Here is a 22911-nt window from a genome sequence, read left to right as displayed (position 1 = left end):
GAGGCGGGTGCCGGTGCCCGGCTCCGGGGTGAGAAGCTGGGTACATGGTGAACCCGGCCGATGACTGATCGTTATCTCTCCGTGGCTCGGGAGGGCAGCCACGAGGTCGAGATCAAGCGCTCCCGCTTCCTCTGCGCGCTCGCTCCGGTGACGTCGGAGGAGGCCGCGCGCGCGTTCATCGCGGGCCGGCGGCGCGCCGAACCGGGCGCCCGGCACCACTGTCTCGCCTTCGTTCTCGGCCCGGATGGACGGACCCGGCGTTCCGGTGACGACGGGGAACCGGCGGGCACCGCGGGCACGCCGATGCTGGAAGTGCTGCGCCGCCGGGAGTTGACGGACACGGTCGCGGTCGTGACGCGCTACTTCGGCGGGGTGCTGCTCGGCGCGGGCGGGCTCATCCGCGCGTACGGACAGGCTGTGGCACAAGCGATCGACGTAGTAGGCGTACTAGAACACCGTCGACTCCAAGTGGTTGAGGTCGCCGTGAGCTACGACCGCGCGGGCCGGCTGGAGAACGACCTGCGCGCGTCGCGCTACGTCCTGCGCGCGACGCGCTTCGACGAGCTGGCCCGCTTCGAGATCGGCCTGGCGCCCGGCGAGTCCGAAGTGTTCGCGAGCTGGCTGGCCGACCTCACCGGCGGCGAAGCGAAGGCCGTCGAACTCGGCGAGCAGTGGGTCACCGGGGGCGCGTGAGTGCGGACCACCACCGGGTAGTGGGCTGACCACGCGCGCATTCGGTTGGCGCACAAGGGGGATTCGGACTTTCGGTGCTACCGCGGAGGTATTCGCCCGTGGCACCATGTCCTTCCCCCGACCACCGGATCACCCGGCCCGCCCCGAACCGGGCCGCGCACCACCCTCGATCACCACATCAGCCTCACGAGCCTCAAAAAGCTGCACTTTCCCTGGGAAAGTGCAGCTTTCGGGCCGATTGACAACGTTGTCAGCCACTGCGTGCCGAGGAGAGGAAGGTTCCATGTCCGGACCACTGTCAAGGTTCAGGAGACGGCTTCGGGGAGCGGCGCTCGCCGCGGTCCTCGTGGGCGCGGGGCTCGCCGCGCTGCCCGCTCCGGCCGCCGGCGCCGCGACGCTCGCCCTTACGCAGTACGTGAATCCCTTCATCGGCACGGACAACAGCAACTCGCCCAACCCGGTGCCCGGCGGCGCCGGCGGCAGCACGTACCCGGGCGCCGTCGTGCCGTTCGGGATGACGCAGTTCAGCCCGGACACCCCGACCGGGTCGCCGTCCGGCTACCGCTACAGCGACACCAGCATCGAAGAGTTCAGCCTCACCCACTTCAACGGCGCCGGCTGCCCCAACAACGAGGACCTCGGCCTGCTGCCGATCACCGGCGCGATCGGGACGTCGCCGGGCACCGGCTGGACCGGGTACGCCGGGCGCTACACGAAGGCGAACGAGTCGGCCGCGCCCGGCTACTACAAGAACAAGCTCGACAACTACAACACCACCGTCGAACTGTCCGCCACCCAGCGGTCCGGCTCCATGAAGCTGACCTACCCGAACACGACGACCGCGCGGCTGCTCGTCAACACCGGCCGCAGCGCGACCGGCAACCGCAACGGGTCGATCGCCATCAGCGGCAGCCAGCTCACCGGCACGGTGACCGGCGGCGGCTTCTGCGGGTCGTCGAAGACCTACCAGATCTTCTACGTGGTCCAGTTCGACCGCGCGCCCAGCGGCTTCGGCACCTGGCTCGGCGGCACGGTGAGCGCCGGGTCCGCGAGCACCAGCGGCACGAACTCCGGCGGCTACGTCACCTTCGACACCTCGAGCAACACGACCGTGCAGGCGAAGGTCGGCATCTCGTTCGTCAGCCTGGCCAACGCGCAGGCGAACCTCGCGGCCGAGAACCCCGGGTTCGACTTCGCCGGGGTCCGCGCCGCGGCCGACACGAGCTGGAACACCATCCTCAACCGCGTCCAGGTGACCGGAGGCGCCGCCGCGGACCTGCAGAAGTTCTACACGGCGCTGTACCACGTGTTCCAGAACCCGAACATCGCCAGCGACACCAACGGCCAGTACCGCGGGTTCGACCAGGCGATCCACACCGCGACGCACACCGTGTACCAGAACTACTCCGGCTGGGACATCTACCGGTCGTGGGCGGCGTTGATCGGGCTGGTCGCACCCAACGAAGCCAGCGACATCGCGAAGTCGATGGTGCTCGACGGCCAGCAGGGCGGGCTGCTGCCCAAGTGGTCGCACAACAACAACGAGCACTTCGTGATGACCGGGGACCCCGGGCCGATCGTCGTCGGCAGCATGTACGCCTTCGGCGTCCGCGGCTTCGACACGGCGGCCGCGCTGACGCTGATGGACAAGAGCTCCAACGGCGGCGCCGCGCAGGGGCAGGCGATCCGCGGGCGCCAGTCCGGGTACGTCAGCCGGCACTACGTCACCGAGGACCCGTCGGACTCGCTCGAGTACTCGGCGTCGGACTTCGCGGTGGCGCAGTTCGCGAAAGCCGTCGGTGACACCACGAAGTACAACACCTACATGCAGCGCGCCCAGTGGTGGCAGAACGTGTACGGCACCGACTCCGGCTACATCCAGCCGCGGGGCAGCACCGGCACGTTCGCCTGGCCGGTCGTGCCGTCGAGCAACAGCGGCTACACCGAAGGCAACCCGTCGCAGTACACCTGGATGGTGCCCTACAACTACCAGGGCCTGATCAACCTGATGGGCGGCGCGAAGACCGCCGTCCAGCGGCTGGACCACCACTTCACGCAGCTCAACGGCGGCCTCACCCAGCCGTACTTCTACATCGGCAACGAGCCCGAGCACGGCGTGCCGTGGGCGTACAACTACGCCGCCCACCCGCAGGGCACCAGCTCGGCGGTGCGGCGCGTGATGAACGAGTCGTTCACCACCGGCGCGGGCGGCGAGCCCGGCAACGACGACCTCGGCGCGACCTCGGCGTGGTACGTCTTCGCCGCGCTGGGGATGTACCCGGCGACGCCGGGCGCGGACGTCCTCGCCTTGCACGGCCCGCTGTTCCCGGCGGTCTCGATCATCCGCCCGAGCGGGACGATCCAGATCAACGGCAGTGGCGCCGGCCAGGGCTCGCAGTACGTGCAGAGCCTGAGCGTCAACGGGACCGCGACGACGAAGTCGTGGATCCGCTACGGCGACATCGCGGGCGCGTCGACGCTGAACTACACGATGGGCTCGTCGCCGAGCGCGTGGGGCACGAACGCGGCGGACGTCCCGCCGTCGTACAACGACGGCTTCACGCCGCCGGCCGCCGCGCCGAACCTCGGCACGAACCTGGCGCAGGGCAAGGCCGCCACGGGCTCGGCGGCGTGCAACTCGGCCGAGGGCGCGGGCAACGCCGTCGACGGCAGCCTGATGAACAACAGCAAGTTCTGCACCACGGCCGCCACGAAGTTCCTCCAGGTGGACCTGGGGTCGGCGCAGAACGTGTCGTCGTTCGTGGTCGAGCACGCCGGCCTCGGCGGTGAGACCACGGCCTGGAACACCGGGGCGTTCACGATCCAGACGTCGACCGACGGCACGAACTGGACGACGGTCGCGTCCGTGACCGGTTCCCGGGCCAGCCGCACGTACCACCCGATCACCGCCAGGTCGGCCCGCTACGTGAAGCTGAACATCACCACCGCGGCCAACGACGGCAACGGCGCCGCGCGGATCTACGAGTTCGAGGTCCACGGCTGAGTCTTCTGCCGCAGCTCGTCGTGAGTGTTTAGGGCGGTTCTAACCGCCCTGAACACTCACGACCGCCGCCCCCACTGCTCGCGCGTGATCGCGTACTCGACTTCGCCGTGTTCCGCGCCCGGGGCGAGGTCGTGCTCCGGGAACTCGTCGAAGTACGTGCGGATGAGCGTCATCCCCAGCTTTTCCATGACGCGCCGCGAGCGCTGGTTCACCGTCATGGTGAACGCCGTGACGCGCTTGACCCCCAGGTCGTCGAAGCCTTTCGCGAGCAGCGCCACCGAGCCTTCGGTGCCGTAGCCCTTGCCCCAGGCCGCTCGGTGCAGCCGGTAGCCCAGTTCGGGCTCGTCCGGCGGGTCCGTCGGCCGCGGGCGGAAGTGGAACCAGCCCAGGAAATCGCCCGTGCTCTTCTCGATCGCGGCCCAGAACCCGTAACCGGGGGACCGCTCGTAGTAGCCGAGGAACGCGGGGAGGTCGAGGGTGACGATCTCCGTGCGATCCGCCGGCCGGCCCCCGTCGATGTACTTCATCACCGCGGCGTCGTCGTAGAGGTCGAACAGCGCGTCGGCGTCGCTCTCGGTGAACCGGCGCAGGATCAGCCGCTCGGTCTCGAGGAATACGTGCATTCGGGCGATGCTGGCAGGGCCCCCACTGCGCGGCAACGCAATTACGCGGCGGTCGCGAAGACCTCACCCAGTGCTTGCGAACCGGCTTCGGTGAGTAGTGCCGGGACGCGCTGGCCGCACTTGCCCGGGCGGGCCGGCGCGATCAGGCCCAGGCGGGCCAGCCGGTGCACGGTGGACTGATCGCAGCAGCTCAGGCCGTCGATGAAGAGGTCGGGCTCGCAGCTGCAGCTGATTTCGGCGTGACCCTCGGCCACGGCTCTCAGTGTGGCCCGCTCACGATGGTTCAACGTGGTGATCATGGCGGTGCCTCCTTCCGTCGTTTTCATTAGACGCTTCACCACCGGCAGTTTCCCCTCTCAGCGTGCGAATCCGGGTATTCAGGGGGTGTATTCAGGGGTGATGCGCAGTCTTCGTCCGGGTACCCCTTAGGCCAGTGGTTCCAACGTCGTCTTGCGCAGGTGCCGGAAAATGATCGAAGTGCGGAAGCCGACGATCTCCCGGCGGATCGCGAGGCGGTCGGTGAGGAACGCGTGCAGCCCGTCGATGTCGGGGGCGGTGACTTCGATCAGGAAATCGTCGCTACCCGCGGTCACGTACACCGACAACACTTCCGGCAGTTCGGCGATCGAGCGCTGGAAGGTGTCGATGACGGCCCGGCTCAGCGGCCGCACCTGCGCCGCGACCATGGCCCGGACGCCGCGGTTGAGGCTCGCGAGGTCGATGTCGGCGTGGTAACCGCGGATGACGCCGCGCTCCCGCAGCAGCCGGATCCGTTCGAGGCACGTCGACGGCGCGATGCCGACCTTCCGGGCGATCTCGCGGTTGGTCTGCCGGGCGTCCTCCTGCAGCAGGCGCACGATCGCCGAATCAAGTTCGTCCAGCATCGGGTGCTCCTCGTGATTGCCGAATTTAGTTCGGCGACATGTCGACATCGCCGACGATCACTCTAACTTCAGTGCCCATGACCGCACATGAGCAGCTCATCGCCCGCCGTGGCCGCCGATCCGGCGTCACCACGATGGTCGCGATCCATTCGAGCGTCCTCGGCCCGGCCGTCGGCGGCTGCCGCCTCAAGTCCTATCCGAACCTGACCGACGCCGTCGACGACGTCCTGCGCCTGTCGGCGGCGATGACCGCGAAGTGCGCGGTCGCCGGGCTGGACTTCGGCGGTGCGAAGAGCGTCATCGCGCTGGAGCCCGGCCGGGTGCTCTCTCCGGCGGAACGGCGGGACGTCCTTCTGGACCACGCCGAGCTGATCGCCTCGTTCGACGGCGCGTACCTCGCGGGCCCGGACGTCGGCACCGGCCCGGCCGACATGCAGGTGCTGCGCGAGGTCTCGCCGCACGCGTTCTGCACACCCGAGTCCGCGGGCGGCACGGGCTCCTCGAGCGGCCCGACGGCGATCGGCGTCCTCGCCGCGCTGCGGGCGGCGTCGGGCACGCGGTCGATGGCCGGCCGCCGGGTGGTGATCAGCGGCTACGGCGCCGTGGGTGCGCACCTGGCCGCGAGCCTGCAGGCCGCGGGCGCGTCGGTGGTGGTCTCGGACGTCGACCCGGCGAAGCGTGCCGAGGCTCGCGGCTTCGAGTGGGTCCCGCCGGAGAAAGCGCTCACCCTGACGGCGGACGTCGTCATCCCGGCGGCGGTGGGCGGCGTGCTGAGCCCGGAGAGCGTGGCCCGGCTCGACACGCCGCTGGTGGTGGGCCCGGCGAACAACCAGCTGACCGACGACGCCGTCGCGGACGCGCTGGCCGCCCGGGGCGTGCTGTGGGTGCCGGACTACGTCGCGAGCGCGGGCGGGATCTTGTACACGCTTTCGCGGGAGGCGGAGGGCCTGGACCACGACGCCGCGCTGGCCCGCGTCGAGTCGATCGAAGGGACGGTGGAGGGCATCCTCACGGCCGCGCGGGCGCACTCGACGACGCCGTTGCGCGAGGCGGCCGCGCTGGCCGAGCGCCGTCTTACGGCACCCAGCGCTCGCTGAAGCCGGAGGTCGTGAGGGGCACCTTCAGGGCGGTAAGCGCCGTGAGGGGCACCTTCACGGCCGCAAAGTCGTGAGGGGCACCCTCAGGGACTTAAGCGCCCTGAGGGTGCCCCTCACGGCACGGCGGCCGGGCGCAGGGCGGCCAGCACCTCGGGCGCCGTCGTGAAGTCGCCCAGCCGGACCGGCTTGCGGTCGCCGTGGAAGTCGCTCGAGCCCGTTGTCAGCAGCCCCAGCTCCGCCGCCACCTCCCGCAGCCGCCGCCCGACCTCCGGTGGCTGCTCCGGGTGGTCCGCTTCCAGCCCGGCCAGTCCTGCCGCGGCCAACGTCGCCAGCTGGGCGTCCGACACCTCCGCCCGGCGCTTCGACGAGCGTGGGTGGGCCAGCACCGCCGTGCCGCCGGCCGCGCGGACCAGGGCGATCGCGGCCGTCGTGGGCAGGACGTGCTTCGGGACGTCCGCGCGGCCGCCGTCGGCGAGCCAGTCCGGTGTGAACGCGTCCGTCACCACGCCCGCTGCCACCAGGGCCGCCGCGATGTGGGGGCGGCCCAGCGGGGCGCCGGCGGCGATCGCCGCCACCTGGGCCAGCGTGATCGGCGCGCCCAGCTCGCGGCAGCGTTCCACCATCCGGACCGCGCGGCGGGCGCGGTCGGTGCGGATCAGCTCCAGCTCGGCCGCCAGCGACGCGTCCGCCGGGTCGGCGAAGTAGCCGAGCAGGTGCACCTCGGCGTCGTCGAGCCGGCAGGAGATCTCGACGCCGGGCACCAGCTCGACCCCGGCTTCCGCGGCGGCGGGCGCCGCGAGAGCCAGGCCGGCGAACGTGTCGTGGTCGGTGAGCGCGACCACGGTCAGGCCCGCCCGGGCCGCCAGCCGCGGCAGGTCCGCGGGCGGGGTCGTGCCGTCCGAGGCCGTGCTGTGGGCGTGCAAGTCGATCGTCACACAGCGGATCGTGCCACCGATCGACTTGAATGGGGGCGTGGAGATCCTCACCGACACCGCCACGCTCGCGCTGTACACGACCGACGCCTCCAACTACCGCCACGTGCCCCGGGGCGTCGTGCTGCCGGAGACCGTCGACGACGTCGTCGCCGCGGTCGCCGCCGCCCGCGCCCAGGACCTGCCAGTGATCGCCCGCGGCGGCGGCACCAGCGTCGCCGGGAACGCGTGCGGGCCCGGGCTGGTGATCGACACCTCGCGGCACGTCGGCGGGGTGCTTTCGCTCGACCCGGAGACGCGGCTCGCGCGGGTGCTGCCCGGGACCGTGCTCGACGACCTCCAAGCCGTCGCGGCGCCGCACGGGCTGCGGTTCGGCCCGGACCCCTCGACGCACAGCCGCTGCACGATCGGCGGGATGATCGGCAACAACGCGTGCGGCTCGCACTCGGTGGCGTGGGGCCGCACGGTCGACGTCGTGCGCTCGCTGGACGTCCTGCTCTACGACGGCACGCGGCTGCGGCTCGGTCCGGACGAGCCCACCGAGGGCCGGGTCTTCGACGAGCTGCGCGCGCTGGTGCGGGACAACCTGGCGTTGTTGCGCAAGGAACTTTCGACGTGGCCGCGGCGCGTCTCCGGCTACGGCCTGGAGCACCTGCTGCCGGAGAACGGCTTCGACGTCGCCAAGGCGCTGGTCGGCTCGGAGGGCACGTGCGTCACGGTGCTGGAGGCGACGGTCGCGCTGGCCGAGCTGCCGCGGCACCGGGTGCTGGCCGTGCTGGGCTTCCCGTCCGACATCGCGGCGGCCGACGCGGTGCCGTCGATCCTGCCGTGGTCGCCGCTGACCGTCGAAGGCGTCGACGCCGAGCTGGTCGCGATGCTCCCCGGCCGCGGGAACGACCTGCCGCCGGGCGGCGCGTGGCTGTTCGTCGAGCTGGCCGGCGCGGACCCGGCCGAGGCCGCCGGACGCGCCCGCGCGCTGGCCGCGTCGCTGGAGCTGACCGGGTCCGTCGTGCTGGACGACCCGGTCGCGCAGCGCGAGCTGTGGCGGATCCGCGAGGAGGGCGCGGGTCTGGCGACCCGGCTCGCGGACGGCTCCGAGGCGTGGCCGGGCTGGGAGGACGCGGCCGTCCCGCCGGAGCGGCTCGGCGCGTACCTGCGCGAGTTCAAGGACCTCATGCGCGCGCACGGGCGCAAGAGCGTCGTCTACGGCCACTACGGCGAGGGCTGCCTGCACCTGCGGCTGGACTTCGATCTCCTGTCGCAGCAAGGGATCGCCGGGTTCCGGCGGTTCCTGGAGGAGGCCGCGGACCTCGTCGCGGCGCACGGCGGCTCCCTGTCCGGCGAACACGGCGACGGCCAGGCCCGGTCGGAGCTGCTGTCCCGGATGTACAGCCCGGAAATGATGGCCGTCTTCGCGCGGTTCAAGGCGATCTTCGACCCGGCCGGGCGGATGAACCCCGGCATCATCGTCGAGCCGCGCAAGGTCGACGCGAACCTGCGCGTGCGCCCGGCGCCGCTGTCCATCGAGGACGTCACGGTGCTCGGCTATCCCGAGGACCGGGGGAGTTTCGGGCAGGCGATGCGTCGCTGCGTCGGCGTCGGGAAGTGCCGCAACACCAGCGGCGGCGGCGTCATGTGCCCGAGCTACCGCGCCACCCGCGAGGAGCAGCACTCGACGCGCGGGCGGGCGCACCTGCTCGCGGAGATGCTCAACGGCGAGGTCATCACGGACGGCTGGCGCTCCGCCGAGGTCCACGACGCGCTCGACTTGTGCTTGTCCTGCAAGGGATGCCTGTCGGACTGCCCGGTGGACGTCGACATGGCGACGTACAAGGCGGAGTTCCTGCACCAGCACTACCGGCGGCGGCTGCGCCCGGCGGCGCACTACTCGATGGGCTGGCTGCCGCTGTGGCTGCGGGCCAGCGCGCGGGCGCCGCGGCTGGCCAACGCCGTCGGCCGCTCGCCGCGGCTGTCCGGCCTGCTGAAACGGCTGGGCGGGATCGCGCCGGAACGCGCGCTGCCGGAGTTCGCGCGGAAGCCGTTCACGACGGCGCGAGCCGACCTGCGGCGGCGCGCTTCCGGCGACCGGAAAGTCGTGCTGTGGCCGGATTCGTTCAACAACTACCTGACGCCGTCGGTGCTCGACGCGGCCCACGAGGTGCTGACCGCGGCCGGCTACGACGTCGTGCTGCCCGACCGCGGTGTCTGTTGTGGACTGACGTGGGTCTCGACCGGCCAGCTCGACGTCGCCCGCCGGGTGCTGCGCCGGACCCTGGACGTGCTGGCGCCCTACCTGGACGCGGGGTACGAGGTCGCCGGGCTGGAGCCGAGCTGCACGGCGCTGTTCCGCGGCGACCTCCCGGCGCTCCTGCCGGACGACGAGCGCGCGTCGTTGCTGGCAGCTCGCACGGCCACCTTCGCGGAACTGCTGGAGCGCGCGCCGATCCCGTTCGCGGCGCTGGACGTCGACGCGATCACCCAGGTCCACTGCCACCAGCACGCGGTCCTCGGCTTCACGGCCGACGAGTCGGCGATGGCGGCGGCGGGCATCCGCAACACGACGCTGGACGCGGGATGTTGTGGCCTGGCGGGCAACTTCGGCTTCGAGCGCGGCCACTACGACGTCTCGAAGGCGGTGGCGGAGGACCGCATGCTCCCGGCGATCCGCGCGGCCTCGGAAGACACGGTCGTCGTCTCCGACGGCTTCAGCTGCCGGACCCAGATCGCCCAGGAGTCGGGCCGCCAGGCAGTACACCTGGCGGAACTGCTGCGACGCGCGTTGCCCTGACGAGGCGGCACTTTCACGTGAAGTGCCGCCTTGCTCGAGCGTTATTCCGTGCGCTCCAGCAAGGTCCGGGTGGCGGCGAGCACCAGGCGGCAGATGTCGTCCGGGTCCGCGCTGGCCAGGGGTTCCTTCGCGGTGACCTCGCGGACCAGGCCGATGCCCAGCAGCCAGGCCAGCGCGAGGTCGGCGCGCAGCTCGGCGTCCGGTGCGTCGGTCAGGCCCGCCAGCGTGCCGGCGTACTCGCGGCCCAGCTCCTGCCGCATCGCGGCCGCGGCGCTGTCGCTGCCCGGTGACCGCAGGTACGTCTCCAGCGTGCGGTTGCGCTCGCCGCCCGGTTCCAGCATGGCGCGCAACGTCGCGCTGAACAGCCGTTCCGGCGAGTTCGAGGCGATCTGCTCGCGCGTGTTCCGCGCGATGACCGCCTCGAACAGCGCCTCTTTGCTGCCGAAGTAGCGGAAGAGCAGCGACTGGTTGGCGCCCGCTTCCTTCGCGATGTCCCGCACGGTGGTCCGGTCGAAACCGCGGTCGGCGAACAGGTCCGCGGCGGCGTCGAGCAGCGCCAGGCGCGTCGCGGCGGCGTCCCGCTTCCGGCCCGGCTGTTCGGTCACCGCTGAAGGTTAACCGGCAAACCGGACGCGGGTGCGGTGCGGTCAGGCCTCGGCGAGCCGGATCGCCGCGGCCGGGCAGGTCAGCTCCGCCTGGCGCGCCGCGTCCCGCTCGCCGGCCGGCGGCTCCTCCGCGAGGAGGACCACCGTGCCGTCGTCTTCGTTCTGGTCGAACGTCTCCGGCGCCAGCAGCACGCACTGGCCCGACGAGACGCACTTCCCGGTGTCGACGCTGATCTTCACAGGGCGCTCCTCACCAGGTGACGGGGACGCGGTCGACGCCGCCCGCGACGCGGTTCACGCGGACGGCGATGTCGTCGAGGCCGACGGCCAGGCGCATGTCCGGGAAGGCGCGGAACAGGGCGGGGAAGACCGTCCGCAGCTCGGTGCGGGCCAGGTTGGCGCCGATGCAGACGTGCGCGCCGGTGCCGAAGGCGAGGTGGACGTTCGGGGTGCGGCCCGGGTCGAACTCGTCCGGGTCGGCGAACGCCGCGGCGTCGCGGTTGGCGGCGTCGCTGGAGATGAGCACGGCGTCGCCGCGCATGATCCGGGTCCCGGCGACCTCGACGTCCTCGTGCGCGTAACGCAGCAGGCCGGTGCCGCTGGTGGCGGTCATCCGCAGGATCTCCTCGACGGTCTGGTTCACCTCGCCATCGGGATCGGCCACGAAGCGGTCGCGGCGGGCGGTGTCGGTGAGCAGGAACAGCACGCCCATCGCGATCCGGGTGGACGTCGTCTCGTGGCCGGCGAACAGCAGCCCGGCGGCGAGCCACGCGAGGTCGTCGTCGGTGAAGGCCGGGTCGTCGGCCTGGACCGCGACCATGTCGGAGATGACGTCGGCCTGCGGGTTCGCGCGCTTGGCGTCGGCCAGGCCGGTCATGTAGGCCTTGAACTCGGTCATCGCGGCCTGCGCGTCGGCGCCGCCGTCCATCACGGCGATCCGCTCCGACAGGTTCCGGAAGTGCTCGCGGTCGGCGAACGGGACGCCGAGCAGCTCGCAGATCACCAGCACCGGCAAGGGGAACGCGAGCAGCTCGGTCAGGTTGACCGGCTCGCCGGGGTGGGCGTCGTGCGCCGCCCGCATGTCGTCGAGGCAGCGGGTGGTCAGCTCGTCGATCCGGTCGCCGAGGGCGCGCATCCGCGGCGCGGAGAACGCGGGCGCCAGCATCCGGCGCATCCGCTTGTGCTCCTGCTCTTCGGTGTCGAAGTCGCCGCTCGGGCCGTCCTGGATCGCGGCGTGGGAGATGCGCGACGCCTGCTCGGGCGCCGGGTGCGAGCGGCCGAAACGCTTGTCGCGGAACACTTCCTTGGCTTCCTCGAACGACGTCACCAGCCACGCCGGGTCGCCGGCGGGGGTGAGCACCCGGCTGACCGGGGCCTGCTGCCGGAGCGCTTCGTAGTCCGGCGCGATCGCGAGCGCGTTGGCGCGGGCGAAGGGCAGCCGAGGGGTTTCTTCAGTGGTGGTCATGAACCGCTCCTCGTTTCAGTTCGGCGAGCCAGGCGCGTTCGGTGTCGAACTGCTCGCAGACGTGCCGCATGGTGGCGCGGCTCCACGGATCGGCCTGGTCGGCGAGCAGCCGGGTCAGCCGCTCGTGTTCGGCCGCGAGCCCGCGGTCGCGGACGTCGATGACGCGTACCCGCTCGCCTTCGCGCAGCCAGCCGAAGTTCCCCACCCTGGCGAGGAACTCGGCTTCGTTGAGCGCGAGGTCGTCCGGGAAGTCGGCGAGCATGTCGTGCAGCAGCTCCCGCCCGACGTCGGTGACCGTGTAGACGTGCCGCGGCGGTTTGGCCTCCTGTTCCTCCGCGCTGCGGCTCACCGCGCCGGCGTCGACGAAGCGCCGCAGCGTCGGGTACAGCGAGTTGTTCGACAAGGTGTGGCCGGTCGAGGCCTCCACGGCCTTGCGGAGCTCGTAACCGTGCATCGGTTCGCGGGCCAGTCTCGACAGCAGCAGGATCTCGATCCACACCTAGGTCACCGTAACCTAGGTTTCCGTGACTCGGCAATGGCTCATGGTGACAACCGGCCGGAAACTTTCCGTCGTCCGGCGCGGCGCCACGACCTGGCAGGATCGCGGCATGGAACGTGTGGTCGGCATCGGTGGGTACTTTCTCCGCGCGGCGGATCCGGCGGCGCTCAGCGCCTGGTACCGGGAGAAACTCGGCCTCGACACCGACGAGCACGGGGCCTGGCGGCAGGAGGCGGGCCCCACGGTCTTCGCGCCGTTCGAGGCGGACACCGACTACTTCGGCGCACGCTCCCAGCAGACGATGCTCAACTTCCGGGTCCGCGACCTCGACGCCATGCTGGCGCAGCTGCGCGACCTCGGCGCCGACGTCGCGGCCGAGGCCCAGGAGTTCGACGGCGTCGGCAAGTTCGGCTGGGTCACCGACCCCGAGGGCAACCGCGTCGAACTCTGGCAGCCCGCCGGCTGAGCCGCCCGCGGTGTACGCAGCGTGGTCGCCGGAACGCTCGACGTGAGCCTCGAAGCTGTGTAGCGTTTGCAAGCAGGTGCTTACAAACGAGACCACGGGGGTTCCCGCATGACCACCACGCACACCGAGGCGCTCGCGTACCCGTTCAACGAGGAGGCCGGGCTCGACCTGAACGAGGCCTACGCCGCCGCCCGCGACGCGGACGGCATGGTGCGGGTCAAGATGACCTACGGCGAGCCCGCCTGGCTGGCCACGCGCTACGCCGACGCCCGGCTCGTGCTGGGGGACCGCCGCTTCTCGCGGGCGATGGAGAAGGAGAAGGACGCTCCCCGCCGCTCGCCCGTGCAGCGCGACGGCGGGATCCTGCAGATGGACCCGCCCGACCACACGCGGCTGCGGACGCTCGTCGCGAAGGCGTTCACCATGCGCCGCGTCGAGCTGCTCCGGCCGCGCGTCGCCCGGCTCGCGGCCGAGCTGATCGCCGACATGAAGGCCGCGGGGGCGACCGCGGACCTCGTCGACGCCTACGCGCTGCCGATCCCGGTCGCCGTGATCTGCGAGCTGCTCGGCGTCCCGGTCGCGGACCGGCCGAAGTTCCGCGTCTGGAGCGACGCCGCGCTGTCCACCAGCGGGCTGACGCCCGAGGAGTTCGAGCGCAACCGCGAGGAGCTGCGCGACTACATGCGCGGCCTGATCGCCGAACACCGCTCGGCGCCGCAGGACGACCTGATGACGGCGTTGATCGAGGCCCGCGACACCCGCGACCGGCTGACCGAGCTGGAGCTGGTCGACCTGTGCGTCGGCATCCTCGTCGCCGGCCACGAAACCACTGCTAGCCAGATCCCCAACTTCGTCTACGCGCTGCTGGACCAGCCCGGGCAGTGGAAGCGGCTGCAGGAGGACCCGGACCTGATCCCGGCGGCGGTCGAGGAGCTGCTGCGGTTCGTGCCGCTGGGCGCCGGCGCCGGGTTCGCGCGCTACGCCACCGAGGACATCGAGGTCGGCGGGGTGCTCGTGCGGGCGGGCGAGCCGGTGCTGGTGGCGGTCGGCGCGGCCAACCGCGACCGGCTGCAGTTCGACGACGCGGACCGGTTGCGCTTCGACCGCGGGGACAACCACCACCTCGGCTTCGGCCACGGCGTCCACCACTGCCTCGGCGCGCCGCTCGCTCGCCTCGAGCTGCAGGAGGCGCTCCGCGCGTTGGTCACCGAGCTGCCCGGGCTGCACCTCGCGGGCGATATCGTGTGGAAGACGCAGATGCTCGTCCGCGGACCGCGGTCGATGCCGATCGGCTGGTGACTCGGAAGGTGACCATGAGCTGGCACGTGGAGGTCGACGAACACACCTGCATCGGATCGGGGATGTGCGCGTCCCTGATGCCCGAGGTGTTCGCGCTGGACGGTGCCGTCGCGCGCACGGTCACCGATGAGGTCGACGCGGACGAGACGGTGCTCGACGCCGCCGACTCGTGCCCGGCGATGGCGATCCTGGTGACCGACGGCGGCCGCGAGATCGGCCCGCGTCCCTAGGGGACGTAGCGGCCGTTCTCGGTGACCACGGCGGTGATCAGGGCCGCCGGGGTGACGTCGAACGCGGGGTTGAACACTGCCGCACCCAGCGGCGTGATGCCGGTACCGGCGTATTCGGTGAGCTCGCGGGCGTCGCGTTCCTCGATGGTGATGCCCGTGCCGTCCGCGAGTGAACTGTCCACTGTGGACGACGGCGCGACGACGACGAACGGCACGCCGTGGTGCGCGGCGGCGATGGCCAGGCCGTAGGTGCCGATCTTGTTGGCCACGTCGCCGTTGGCGGCGATCCGGTCGGCGCCGACGAGCACGCAGTCGACCATCCCGCGGGCCATCGCCGCGGCGGCCGCGCCGTCCGGCTGGACGCGGTAGGGCACGCCGGCCTGCGCCAGCTCCCACGCCGTCAGCCGGGAGCCCTGCAGCAGCGGGCGCGTCTCGTCGACGAGCACCTCCTCGACGAGCCCGCGCTCGTGCAGGTGCCAGACGACGCCGAGCGCGCTGCCCCACGCGACGGTCGCGAGCCGGCCGGCGTTGCAGTGGCTGAGCAGCCGCAGCGGCCGGCGCGGGCACGCGGCCAGCACGATCTCGGCGGCGTGCGCGGACGCCGTCCGGTTGAGTTCTTCGTCCTCGGTCAGCAGGGCGCGCGCTTCGGCGAGGACGGCGTCGGCCCCTTGGTCGAGCTTGGCCAGCGCGCGTTCCACCCCCCACCGCAGGTTGACGGCGGTGGGGCGGGCGGCCGCGACCAGCTCGGCGTCGGCCCGGACGTCGCCGCCGTGCCGGGCCGCGAGCGCGACGCCGAGCGCACCGGCACCCCCGAGCGCGGGCGCGCCGCGGACGGCGAGCCGCTTGATGGCGTCGACCAGCTCGCCGACGGTGCGCAGCTCCAGCAGCCGGTAGTCACCGGGCAGCGCGGTCTGATCGATGATGACGATCGCGCCGTCCGCCCAGTCGATGGTCCTGCGCACGCGCCCTCCCGAAATCCGGTTGCCCGCCCGGAGAGGATGCGGGTCGTGACCATTCAACGGCAGAACCCGCCCGGCCTGCACGCGACGCCGGGCTACCACCACGTGACGGTGGCCGCGGCGGGCCGCACGGTGTACCTGGCGGGCCAGTGCCCGCTGACCGCGGCCGGCAAGGTCGTCGACGGAGACGTACTGGCCCAGACCGACCAGGTGGTGGCCAACACCCTGGCCGCGCTGGCCTTCGCGGGCGCGACCCCGGAGGACGTGGTCCGCACGGTGATCTACGTGGTGACCGACGACCGCGCGACGCTGTCGGCGGTCTGGGACCGCTTGACGGAGTCGCCACTCGGCGCGGCCTTCACCACGGCGAGCACGCTGCTGGGGGTGGCACAGCTCGGGTACACGGACCAGCTGGTGGAGCTGGACGTCACGGCGGCGCTCGCGTAAGCCCGCCCGGCTGGACCGGCTCCGCCCAACCCCAGCTCCGCCCGAACCGGCCCGCCGGCCCGCCTGCCCGCGGCCCGTGATTCCCAGTCCTGCTGGGGTCAGAGTCCGGCCATCAGGTCCGTCTCCGTGATGCCCGGGCCCTGGCCCGCGCGGATGTACCACTCCGTGCCGAACGCGAAGGCGAACGCTTCGTCCGGCATGGCCAGCATGAACGTGTCCTCGCTGATCTGGCTCGGGTGGGCGCGCATCGCCGCGCGCTTGGCGTCCACGTACTTCGAGACGTCCACCGCCGCCGTGATCTCGGCTTCCGGCTTGCCGAACTCGACGTTCTCCGGCGGGTTCGGCCTCGCCTCCGGCGGCATCAGGCCCTCCTCGACCGCGGCGTCGAAGCCGCGCTGCATGAACTCGCGGTTGAACGTCGCCTGGAAGACGCGGGGGGTGCCGGCCAGCTCGGCCGCGCGGACGCCGACGCGGTGGACCTGGATGTGGTCGGGGTGGCCGTAATCGCCGTTGTCGTCGTAGACCGTCAGCACGCTCGCCGACTCCTCGCGCAGGATCACCGCGAGCTGGACGGCGGCCGCTTCGACGTCGGCCTGCCAGAAGCACGCCGGATCGTCGTTCGTCGCTTCGCCCATCATCCCGGAGTCGCGGTAGCCGAGGAACTCGACGCGTTCCACGCCGAGGATCTTCGCGGCCGCGTGCGCCTCCTGGACGCGGCGGTCCTCGAGTTTTTCGCCCTCGGCGAGGAATCCGTCGGGTACTTCGCCGACCTCGCCGCGCGTCGCGACGACCAGCACGACGCGGTGGCCGTCCTCGACGGCCTTGCGCATGACGCCGGCGGTGCGCAGGCACTCGTCGTCGGGGTGGGCGTGGAAGGTGACCAGTGTTGCCATGAAACCGACGCTACCGGCAACCCCCGACAAATTCCGCGCGGACCGCTAAGGTCCGCGGTCGTGGACGGTGAAAAGCGCACGCTGCTGAGGTACCTGCACGCCCAGCGGGCCGCCGTCCTGGCGATCCTCGAAGGACTGGGGGAGCCGGCGCTGACGACCCCGGTCCTGCCGTCCGGCTGGACCCCGCTGGGCATGGTGGAGCACCTCGGGTACGCCGAGCGGTTCTGGTTCCAGGAGATCGTCACCGGCACCGCCGGCCCGGTCGCCTGGCCGGACGACGACCACGCGCCGCTGACCACCCCGCGCGCCCCGGACGTCGTTTTCGCCTTCTACCGCGAACAATGCCGCCGGTCCGACGAGATCTTCGCCGCGACGCCGCTCGACACGCCGTCGAAGGGCCGGTTTCCCGACCTGCCGGAGGCGGAGATCGCCGACCTGCGCGGGGTCGTGCTGCACGTGATCGAGGAGACGGCCCGGCACGCCGGCCAGCTGGACGTCGTGCGCGAGCTGATCGACGGCCGCACCGGGCTGGGCCCGCGCTAGGCACTGCCGGAGTAAGTCAAGCTCGCGGTCTTCGCGCCCAGGCGGCCCCTGGCGGCACGGGCGGGATCACCCGAGTACGACCCGGTACGAGGGTGACCCGCCCGCACCGCCAGGAACCACCTGGATCACGAAGCCCATCGAGCAGACTCACTCCGGCAGCGCCTAGTCCAGCTGTTCCTTCGAACACCACCACGTAGACCGGCCGCCGACCGTGCCGTGCGCCATCTCCGCGCCGCAGCGGGGGCAGTGGTCGCCGGCGCGGCGGTGCCCGATGATCTCGCCGGTGTGCACGCCGCCGTGCTTGATCGCGGCGCGCAACGCCTTCTTCAGTGCCTTGTGGAGCTCGGTGAGCTCGGCGCCGGTCAGGCCGTCCACCGGCCGCGACGGGCTCAGCGCGGCCTGCCACAGGGTTTCGTCGGCCAGCAGGTTGCCGATCCCGGCCACCACGGACTGGTCGAGCAGCCGCGCCTTCAGCGGCGCCCGGCCGCGGCCGACGCGCTCCCGGAAGTCCGCCCGCGAGATCTCGCCGGCGTCGGGGCCCAGCGCGTCGAGATCGGGGTCGAGGCGCACCCGGCCCAGCCGTCGCGTGTCGAACAGGACCAGCTGTTCGCCGTCGGTGAAGGTGATCCCGAACCGGAACCACTCGGGTTTCTCCACGCGGCCGCTGAGCTGCTCCGGGCCGAGCGGCCCGCGCTCGTCGCCGAGCCGCAGCTGGCCGGCCATCCCCAGGTGCAGGCCGAGGTTCGGGCCGGGCTGCCCGTCGCCGCCTTCGGTTTCACACCACAGCGTCTTGCCACGCCGGTGCGCGGCGGTCAGCCGCCCGCCGGTCAGCGCGGCGGCGATCTCGCCGGGCGGGTGCGGCCGGCAGACCCAGTCGTCGTGGTCGTCGACGTCACGGATCTTGCGGCCGAGCGCGCCGATGAGAACCTGACGGGCGAGCTCGACCTCGGGGAGTTCCGGCACGCCGCCCAGTCTGCCCCAGCTCAGCCGGGCCGGCTGAGCCACTCGTCCAGCAGGGTGCGTTCGGCGGTGGTCAGCTTCGACAGTCCCGGCACGACGGCGTCGGGCGCCGGCGCGTCGCCGAGGATCGCGTGCAGCACGGCCTGGTACATCGTGTCGGCGAGCCCGGGTTCCCGGTCGTCCGGCGGCACGGCCAGCAGCGTGAGCACGGCGCCGGTGCCGGCCGCGTGGATCACCTCGACGGCCCGGCGTTCGGTGACCCGCAGGCGCCCGGTCGCCGCGACACGCCGGACGCGGGCGCGCAGGACCGCCAGCCCGGCGGCCGCGGCGCCGCCGGACGTCCGCCGCGGGTCGATCAGCAGGCCGAACAACGCCGCGTTGGCGAGGCCGAAGGCGATGTGCGCGTCCCACCCGGCGCGCAGGTCGGCCACGGGATCGAGCGTCTCGTCGACGGCCTTCCCGGTGACGTAGGTGCTGAAGACGTGCTCGGCGACGACGTCGAGCAGGGCGTCCTTGTCCGCGAAGAACCGGTAGATGGCCGGCGGCTGCAGGCCGGCCGCCTGCGCGACGGCGCGGATCGTGACCGCGGCCACGCCCTGTTCGCGCAGGAGCCGCGCCGCGACCTCGACGATGTTCGTGCGCGTCTCGCCCCGGACCGTCCTCATGGTTTCGATGGTAACGCATCTGTGGTATCCATGATGCTAACGTCGTTACTATCAACGTTAGCGAGAGGTGGACCATGATCGTCATCACCGGTGGGACCGGCAAGCTCGGTTCCCGGATCGTCGAGCGGCTGCGCGAGCGCGTCCCGGCCGAGCAGGTTGCAGTGAGCGTGCGCGACGTCGGCCGCGCCGGCGACCTCGGCGTGCGCGTGCGGCGCGGCGACTTCGGCGACCCGCAGTCCCTCGCGGAGGCTTTCGAGGGCGCCACGCAGGTGCTCATCGTCTCGGCGAACGAGACGGGCGGGAAGGCGGTCCAGAGCCACGTCACGGCGATCGAGGCCGCCCGGGACGCGGGTGCGGAGCGCATCCTCTACACGAGCCACCAGGGCGCGGCCGACGATTCACTGTTCGCACCGATGCCCGACCACGCGGCGACGGAGGCGTACCTGGCCAAGACGGGCACGCCGTTCACCGTGCTGCGCAACGGGTTCTACGCGAGCACGGTGCCCCAGCTGCTCGGCGCGGCACTGGAAACCGGCGAGCTGGTCGCCCCGGCGGACGGCCCGGTGTCCTGGACCGCGCACGCCGACCTCGCCGAAGCGGCGGCGATCATCCTGGCGTCCGACGGGTCTTTCGAGGGCCCGACGCCGCCGTTGACCGCCCCGGTGGCGCTGGACCTCACGGACGTCGCGCGCATCCTCTCGGAGCTGACGGGCCGCACGATCCGGCGAGTGGTGGCGGACGACGAGGAGTGGGTGCAGTCGCTGACCGGCCACGGCGTCCCGGCACCGCAGGCGCGGATGCTGCTGGGCATGTTCCACGCGGCACGCCGCGGCGAGTTCGCGACGGTGGACCCGGAACTGGAGCGCCTGCTGGGCCACCCGGCGACGTCGATGCGGTCGGTGTTGGAGGAGGTCATCGCGAAGCAGGCGTAACAAAGCGAGGTCCGGCGTCCTCGGGAAACGGGCTCCGCGGGCGCTGGTCCTCATCGGGGACGGTCGTTACGTCGGTTCTGGCGGCCACCTCCGGGAAGGCGAAGTCGCCATCGGATGCTCGCCGGTAAATGAGTTGGACTGCTCAAGCCGAGCCGGTAGTGTCACCAAAAGACCGTGTACTGCCTGAGGAGGTGAGCCCCGTGAACGTATTGCCGTGGGTGCTCCCTTCCCGTGTCACGGCCGGGTGGTCGGCGTAGGTGTCGCCGGGAGCGTCCTGACTCTCCCGAAAGGCAGCACCTCATGCACTTCACCGCAGAAACCTCTTCGAACGGCGTTCTCGAACGCGACTTCACCGTGGGCGACGTTCCCGGTGTCCTCTGGTCACCCGCCGCGGGTGGCGAGCACCTTCCCCTGGTCCTGATGGGCCACGGCGGCGGCACGCACAAGAAGGCCCCCGCCATGACCGGCCGGGCCGAGCGGATCGTCGCCGGCTGTGGGTTCGCCGTCGCCGTTCTCGACGCGCCCGGGCACGGCGACCGGCCGCGCACCGCCCATGACGAGCGGGAGATCGCCGTCATGCAGGCGGCGATGGCCGCCGGCGAGCCCGTCGGACCGATCGTCGTCCGGTACAACGCGCACCTGGCGGAGCAGGCCGTCCCCGAATGGCGGGCGGCGCTCGACGCGCTCCAGGACGCCGGTTTCGACGGGCCGGTCGGCTACTTCGGCCTCAACATGGGTACCGCGATCGGCGTGCCGTTGACGGCGGCCGAACCCCGGATCGCCGCCGCGGTCTTCGGGCTCTTCTGGCCCGAACCCCTGGCGGAGACGGCGAAACGCATCACGATCCCGATCGAGTTCGCCCTCCAGTGGGACGACGAGCACATCCCGCGCGAAGCCGGCCTCGCGTTGTTCGACGCCTTCGGTTCGAAGGAGAAGTCCTTGCACGCCAACGCCGGCGCGCACAAGGAGCTGCCGCGGTTCGAGGCCGACAGCGCCGTCCGGTTCTTCGCCCGGCACCTCGGCGGTGCCCGATGAACCCGCCGGACACGCACGAGAAGACGGTCGTCACCCGGGTCGCGGAGCGGCACTGGCACGCGCTGGAAGACGACCTGGTTGTCGGCCGCGGCGAGGCGTCGCGCCGGCCCGACGGGCGGGTCTTCCTCAGCGTCGACGCCTGGCGCGGCGCCGTTTTCGACCACCTTGCCGACGCCATGCTGCGCGATCTGCCGCGGCCGCTGTACACCGTGGTCGACGAGGCCGACCTCGACCTGATCACCGACTGGCTGCGCGCCGGTTTCTCGATCCGCCGTCGCGAGTGGGAGTACGTCGTGCCCACCCGCGCCGACCTGGCACCAGCGCCGTCCGGCGTGACCATGATCGGCGTCGGCGATGCGGAAGAGGAGCCGTTGAAAGAGCTGGATCGGGTGATCCGCGACGAGGTCGAGGCCACGATCGGCTGGCAGGAGATGCCGGCCGAGGTGCGGTCCGTGCTGGACCCGTCGCGGTACGCCGTGGCCGCGCGGGCCGGTGACTACGTCGGCATGGTCCGGGTCGTGCCGCTCCGGCAGCCGCGGATCGGGCTGATCGCCGTTCGTGCCGACCTGCGACGCCGGGGCATCGCGTGGGCGCTGCTCTCCTACGTACTGGGTGCGCTGCACCGCTCCGGCGTCGCCACGGCGTCGGCCGAGGTCAACGAAGCCAACGCGGCCGCCACGGCGTTGGTCGAGGGCGCCGGCGCCCGGCGGGCGAGCAGCAACCTCGAGCTGGTGATCCGCTGATGGCGAAGACCGGCAGCATCGAGATCGAAGGCACGGTCGTGGAGTGCCTGCGCAACGCCACTTTCCGGGTGGAGCTGGAAAACGGGCACAAGGTGCTCGCGCACATCAGCGGCAAGATCCGGCGCAACTACATCAAGATCCTGCCGTACGACCGGGTGCTGGTGGAGCTCAGCCCGTACGACCTGAGCCGCGGCCGGATCCTGTTCCGCTACCGGAGCTGAACGCCCGCCGGTAGGCACCCGGCGTCGTGCCGACCAGGGTGCGGAAGCGGCGGCGGAGGTTGACCGCGGAGGTCAGGCCGACGCGCGCCGCGACCGCCTCCACCGGCAGGTCGGTCTCCTCGAGTAGGATGCGGGCCTCGGCGACCCGGCGCGACAGCAGCCAGGCGCCGGGGCTCGTGCCCAGCTGCCCGGCGAAGCGCCGGGCCAGCGTGCGCGGCGAGACGCTCAGGTGCGCGGCCAGGTCGCCGACGGACAACGACGTCCCGAGGCGTGCGCCGGCCCAGTCGAGGAGGCCGTCCAGGGCGTCCGCGGGCGGGGCCGGCGGCGCGTACTGCGCCTGGCCGCCGTCGCGGTGCGGCGGCATCACCATGTGCCGCGCGACGAGCGCCGCGTGCGCGGCCCCGTGGTCCTGCCGGACGAGGTGCAGGCACAGGTCGATCCCCGCGCCCGCACCGGCGCTCGTCGCGACGTCGCCGTGGTCGACGTAGAGCGCGTCGGCCTCGACCCGGACGTCGGGGAACTCCCGCTGCAGCTGGGCGGCGCGCTGCCAGTGCGTCGTGGCCGAGCGGCCGTCCAGCAGCCCGGTGCGGGCGAGCGCGAACACGCCGGAGCAGATCGTGACGAGCCGCGCGCCCCGGGCGTGGGCCCGCAGCAGGGCCCGGCGCACGCGGGCGGGGAGCGGCGCCTCGACCGGCGCCCAGCCGGGGATGATCACCGTGTCGGCGGACGCGAGCGCCGAAAGCCCCAGCGGCACGGACATCGTGTACCCGGCCGACGTCGGCACCGGGCCGGGCGTCTCGGCGCAGACGTCGAACTCGTAGTGCCGCGGCACGCCGGTCCGGGGCGTGCCGAAGACCTCGGCGGCGCAGCCGAGCTCGAAGGTCGACTGCACCGGCCGCACCAGGGCCACCACGCGATGCATGGCAGG

The 22911-nt window shown here is 72.1% G+C and carries 26 protein-coding genes; 13 read left to right on the top strand and 13 right to left on the bottom strand.

Features of this window, described 5'->3' with window-relative positions; genetic code table 11:
• Nucleotides 1-60 precede the first annotated feature (60 nt).
• Nucleotides 61-693 (top strand): YigZ family protein, encoded by a 633-nt coding sequence (locus OG439_RS27025; protein ID WP_326943623.1) that lies wholly within the window; start codon nt 61-63, stop codon nt 691-693.
• A 283-nt stretch (nt 694-976) separates the two neighbouring features.
• Nucleotides 977-3697 (top strand): GH92 family glycosyl hydrolase, encoded by a 2721-nt coding sequence (locus OG439_RS27020; RefSeq protein ID WP_326943622.1) that lies wholly within the window; start codon nt 977-979, stop codon nt 3695-3697.
• A 56-nt stretch (nt 3698-3753) separates the two neighbouring features.
• On the opposite strand, the gene OG439_RS27015 is transcribed toward OG439_RS27020, so the two are convergent.
• The 3 genes from OG439_RS27015 to OG439_RS27005 all read right to left on the bottom strand — a co-directional run bounded on the left by OG439_RS27015 (nt 3754) and on the right by OG439_RS27005 (nt 5201).
• On the bottom strand, nt 3754-4320 hold the full coding sequence (locus OG439_RS27015; protein WP_326943621.1) for a GNAT family N-acetyltransferase: 567 nt from the start codon (nt 4318-4320) through the stop codon (nt 3754-3756).
• Between the two features lie 41 nt (nt 4321-4361).
• The gene (locus tag OG439_RS27010) at nt 4362-4619 is read right to left on the bottom strand and encodes a hypothetical protein (protein ID WP_247055854.1); all 258 of its coding nucleotides are present in this window, start codon (nt 4617-4619) and stop codon (nt 4362-4364) included.
• Nucleotides 4620-4745: 126 nt separating this feature from the next.
• Complete coding sequence (locus OG439_RS27005) at nt 4746-5201, bottom strand: Lrp/AsnC family transcriptional regulator (protein ID WP_326951622.1); 456 nt, start codon at nt 5199-5201, stop codon at nt 4746-4748.
• A gap of 80 nt (nt 5202-5281) precedes the next feature.
• Between OG439_RS27005 and OG439_RS27000 the strand changes: the two genes are divergently transcribed.
• A complete protein-coding gene (locus tag OG439_RS27000) occupies nt 5282-6301 on the top strand; it encodes a Glu/Leu/Phe/Val dehydrogenase dimerization domain-containing protein (RefSeq protein WP_326943620.1) in 1020 nt (339 codons plus the stop codon).
• Nucleotides 6302-6414: 113 nt separating this feature from the next.
• Here the strand turns inward: OG439_RS27000 and OG439_RS26995 are convergent, their stop codons facing one another.
• On the bottom strand, nt 6415-7236 hold the full coding sequence (locus tag OG439_RS26995) for a PHP domain-containing protein (protein ID WP_326943619.1): 822 nt from the start codon (nt 7234-7236) through the stop codon (nt 6415-6417).
• A 37-nt stretch (nt 7237-7273) separates the two neighbouring features.
• On the opposite strand from OG439_RS26995, the gene OG439_RS26990 reads away from it, so the two are divergent.
• A complete protein-coding gene (locus OG439_RS26990) occupies nt 7274-10021 on the top strand; it encodes an FAD-binding and (Fe-S)-binding domain-containing protein (RefSeq protein ID WP_326943618.1) in 2748 nt (915 codons plus the stop codon).
• A 41-nt stretch (nt 10022-10062) separates the two neighbouring features.
• Here OG439_RS26990 and OG439_RS26985 read toward each other — a convergent pair whose 3' ends face one another.
• Genes OG439_RS26985 through OG439_RS26970 form a run of 4 tightly spaced genes read right to left on the bottom strand, consistent with a single transcriptional unit; the run spans nt 10063 to nt 12590 of the window.
• Nucleotides 10063-10626 carry a TetR/AcrR family transcriptional regulator gene (locus tag OG439_RS26985; RefSeq protein WP_326943617.1) on the bottom strand — a complete coding sequence of 188 codons (564 nt, stop codon included), beginning with the start codon at nt 10624-10626 and terminating at the stop codon, nt 10063-10065.
• Between the two features lie 42 nt (nt 10627-10668).
• A complete protein-coding gene (locus tag OG439_RS26980) occupies nt 10669-10866 on the bottom strand; it encodes a ferredoxin (RefSeq protein WP_326943616.1) in 198 nt (65 codons plus the stop codon).
• Between the two features lie 10 nt (nt 10867-10876).
• Complete coding sequence (locus OG439_RS26975; protein ID WP_326943615.1) at nt 10877-12091, bottom strand: cytochrome P450; 1215 nt, start codon at nt 12089-12091, stop codon at nt 10877-10879.
• Entirely contained in the window at nt 12078-12590 is a 513-nt protein-coding gene (locus tag OG439_RS26970; RefSeq protein WP_326943614.1) for a PadR family transcriptional regulator, read from the bottom strand. The genes OG439_RS26975 and OG439_RS26970 overlap by 14 nt, the downstream gene beginning before the upstream one ends.
• Nucleotides 12591-12699: 109 nt before the next feature.
• Here OG439_RS26970 and OG439_RS26965 point away from each other — a divergent pair, with 109 nt between their 5' ends.
• The 3 genes from OG439_RS26965 (at nt 12700) to OG439_RS26955 (ending at nt 14585) form a co-directional block, all read left to right on the top strand.
• Nucleotides 12700-13056 (top strand): VOC family protein, encoded by a 357-nt coding sequence (locus OG439_RS26965; RefSeq protein WP_326943613.1) that lies wholly within the window; start codon nt 12700-12702, stop codon nt 13054-13056.
• A 108-nt stretch (nt 13057-13164) separates the two neighbouring features.
• Entirely contained in the window at nt 13165-14355 is a 1191-nt protein-coding gene (locus OG439_RS26960) for a cytochrome P450 (RefSeq protein WP_326943612.1), read from the top strand.
• A 14-nt stretch (nt 14356-14369) separates the two neighbouring features.
• Nucleotides 14370-14585 (top strand): ferredoxin, encoded by a 216-nt coding sequence (locus OG439_RS26955; protein ID WP_326943611.1) that lies wholly within the window; start codon nt 14370-14372, stop codon nt 14583-14585.
• Here OG439_RS26955 and mtnA read toward each other — a convergent pair.
• Nucleotides 14582-15547 carry an S-methyl-5-thioribose-1-phosphate isomerase gene (gene mtnA / locus OG439_RS26950; protein WP_326943610.1) on the bottom strand — a complete coding sequence of 322 codons (966 nt, stop codon included), beginning with the start codon at nt 15545-15547 and terminating at the stop codon, nt 14582-14584. The genes OG439_RS26955 and mtnA overlap by 4 nt on opposite strands.
• A gap of 45 nt (nt 15548-15592) precedes the next feature.
• Between mtnA and OG439_RS26945 the strand changes: the two genes are divergently transcribed.
• The gene (locus OG439_RS26945) at nt 15593-15991 is read left to right on the top strand and encodes a RidA family protein (RefSeq protein ID WP_326943609.1); all 399 of its coding nucleotides are present in this window, start codon (nt 15593-15595) and stop codon (nt 15989-15991) included.
• Nucleotides 15992-16089: 98 nt separating this feature from the next.
• Here OG439_RS26945 and OG439_RS26940 read toward each other — a convergent pair whose 3' ends face one another.
• Nucleotides 16090-16884 (bottom strand): PIG-L family deacetylase, encoded by a 795-nt coding sequence (locus OG439_RS26940; protein ID WP_326943608.1) that lies wholly within the window; start codon nt 16882-16884, stop codon nt 16090-16092.
• 60 nt (nt 16885-16944) lie between these two features.
• Between OG439_RS26940 and OG439_RS26935 the strand changes: the two genes are divergently transcribed.
• Nucleotides 16945-17427 carry a DinB family protein gene (locus OG439_RS26935; protein WP_326943607.1) on the top strand — a complete coding sequence of 161 codons (483 nt, stop codon included), beginning with the start codon at nt 16945-16947 and terminating at the stop codon, nt 17425-17427.
• A 162-nt stretch (nt 17428-17589) separates the two neighbouring features.
• Here the strand turns inward: OG439_RS26935 and OG439_RS26930 are convergent, their stop codons facing one another.
• Both OG439_RS26930 and OG439_RS26925 read right to left on the bottom strand, forming a co-directional pair.
• Nucleotides 17590-18390, bottom strand: coding sequence for an Fpg/Nei family DNA glycosylase (locus OG439_RS26930; protein WP_326943606.1), 801 nt, complete (start codon nt 18388-18390; stop codon nt 17590-17592).
• 20 nt (nt 18391-18410) lie between these two features.
• The gene (locus tag OG439_RS26925; protein ID WP_326943605.1) at nt 18411-19052 is read right to left on the bottom strand and encodes a TetR/AcrR family transcriptional regulator; all 642 of its coding nucleotides are present in this window, start codon (nt 19050-19052) and stop codon (nt 18411-18413) included.
• A gap of 74 nt (nt 19053-19126) precedes the next feature.
• Here OG439_RS26925 and OG439_RS26920 point away from each other — a divergent pair, with 74 nt between their 5' ends.
• From OG439_RS26920 to infA, 4 genes are all read left to right on the top strand, one after another.
• The gene (locus OG439_RS26920; RefSeq protein ID WP_326943604.1) at nt 19127-19984 is read left to right on the top strand and encodes an NmrA family NAD(P)-binding protein; all 858 of its coding nucleotides are present in this window, start codon (nt 19127-19129) and stop codon (nt 19982-19984) included.
• A gap of 300 nt (nt 19985-20284) precedes the next feature.
• Nucleotides 20285-21019, top strand: a complete 735-nt coding sequence (locus OG439_RS26915; RefSeq protein ID WP_326943603.1) for an alpha/beta hydrolase — start codon at nt 20285-20287, stop codon at nt 21017-21019.
• Entirely contained in the window at nt 21016-21762 is a 747-nt protein-coding gene (locus OG439_RS26910) for a GNAT family N-acetyltransferase (protein ID WP_326943602.1), read from the top strand. The genes OG439_RS26915 and OG439_RS26910 overlap by 4 nt, the downstream gene beginning before the upstream one ends.
• Nucleotides 21762-21983, top strand: coding sequence for a translation initiation factor IF-1 (infA, locus tag OG439_RS26905; RefSeq protein ID WP_305879353.1), 222 nt, complete (start codon nt 21762-21764; stop codon nt 21981-21983). The genes OG439_RS26910 and infA overlap by 1 nt, the downstream gene beginning before the upstream one ends.
• Here the strand turns inward: infA and OG439_RS26900 are convergent.
• Entirely contained in the window at nt 21931-22905 is a 975-nt protein-coding gene (locus OG439_RS26900; protein ID WP_326943601.1) for a GlxA family transcriptional regulator, read from the bottom strand. The two genes, infA and OG439_RS26900, sit on opposite strands and share 53 nt — an antisense overlap.
• Between the last annotated feature and the right edge of the window lie 6 nt (nt 22906-22911).

This window comes from Amycolatopsis sp. NBC_01307 (genome assembly GCF_035975215.1).
Classification (GTDB): domain Bacteria; phylum Actinomycetota; class Actinomycetes; order Mycobacteriales; family Pseudonocardiaceae; genus Amycolatopsis.
The sequence above is the reverse complement of the archived record's forward strand: the minus strand, read 5'-3'. Positions and strand labels throughout refer to the sequence as shown.